This window comes from Klebsiella sp. HMSC25G12 (genome assembly GCF_001807705.1).
In the GTDB taxonomy this organism is placed as follows: domain Bacteria; phylum Pseudomonadota; class Gammaproteobacteria; order Enterobacterales; family Enterobacteriaceae; genus Klebsiella; species Klebsiella variicola.
In genome coordinates this window covers 1-1,025 of record NZ_KV789851.1, presented here as the reverse complement: position 1 = coordinate 1,025, position 1,025 = coordinate 1, and the positions used below count along the sequence as shown (strand labels likewise).

Genomic DNA, 1,025 nt, shown 5'->3' with positions numbered 1-1,025 from the left:
TCGTCCATCGCGATCGGGTGGATCAGGGTAACAACCATTTTGATGTTGTCGCCCGGCATAACCATCTCTACGCCTTCCGGCAGTTCGATGGTGCCAGTCACGTCAGTAGTACGGAAGTAGAACTGCGGACGGTAGCCTTTGAAGAACGGAGTATGACGGCCGCCTTCGTCTTTGGACAGGATGTACACTTCAGATTCGAACTTGGTGTGCGGCTTGATGCTGCCCGGCTTAGCCAGTACCTGACCACGTTCGATTTCTTCACGTTTGATACCACGCAGCAGAACACCAACGTTCTCACCAGCACGGCCTTCGTCCAGCAGTTTGCGGAACATTTCAACGCCAGTACAGGTGGTTTTCGCGGTGTCTTTGATACCAACGATTTCAACTTCTTCACCGACTTTGATGATACCGCGCTCTACACGACCGGTAACAACGGTACCACGACCGGAGATGGAGAATACGTCTTCGATCGGCAGCAGGAACGGCTTGTCAATCGCACGCTCTGGTTCCGGGATATAGGTATCCAGGTGGCCAGCCAGTTCGATGATTTTCGCTTCCCACTCTGCGTCGCCTTCCAGCGCTTTCAGAGCAGAACCACGAACGATCGGAGTGTCGTCGCCCGGGAAATCGTACTGAGACAGCAGTTCACGAACTTCCATCTCAACCAGTTCCAGCAGCTCTTCGTCATCAACCATGTCGCATTTGTTCAGGAACACGATGATGTACGGAACGCCTACCTGACGACCCAGCAGGATGTGCTCACGAGTCTGCGGCATCGGGCCGTCAGTCGCAGCAACAACCAGGATCGCGCCGTCCATCTGCGCAGCACCGGTGATCATGTTTTTAACATAGTCGGCGTGGCCCGGGCAGTCTACGTGCGCGTAGTGGCGAGTCGGGGTGTCATATTCAACGTGAGAGGTGTTGATGGTGATACCACGAGCTTTTTCTTCCGGTGCGTTATCGATCTGGTCGAATGCACGAGCAGAACCACCGTAGGTTTTAGCCAGAACGGTAGTGATGGCAGC

At 54.4% G+C, this 1,025-nt stretch carries 1 protein-coding gene; it reads right to left on the bottom strand.

What is annotated here, in order from left to right; all coding sequences use genetic code 11:
• Positions 1 to 1,025, bottom strand: a 1,025-nt coding sequence (tuf, locus tag HMPREF3096_RS08060; protein WP_008807046.1) for an elongation factor Tu, incomplete at both ends; no start/stop codon positions are given.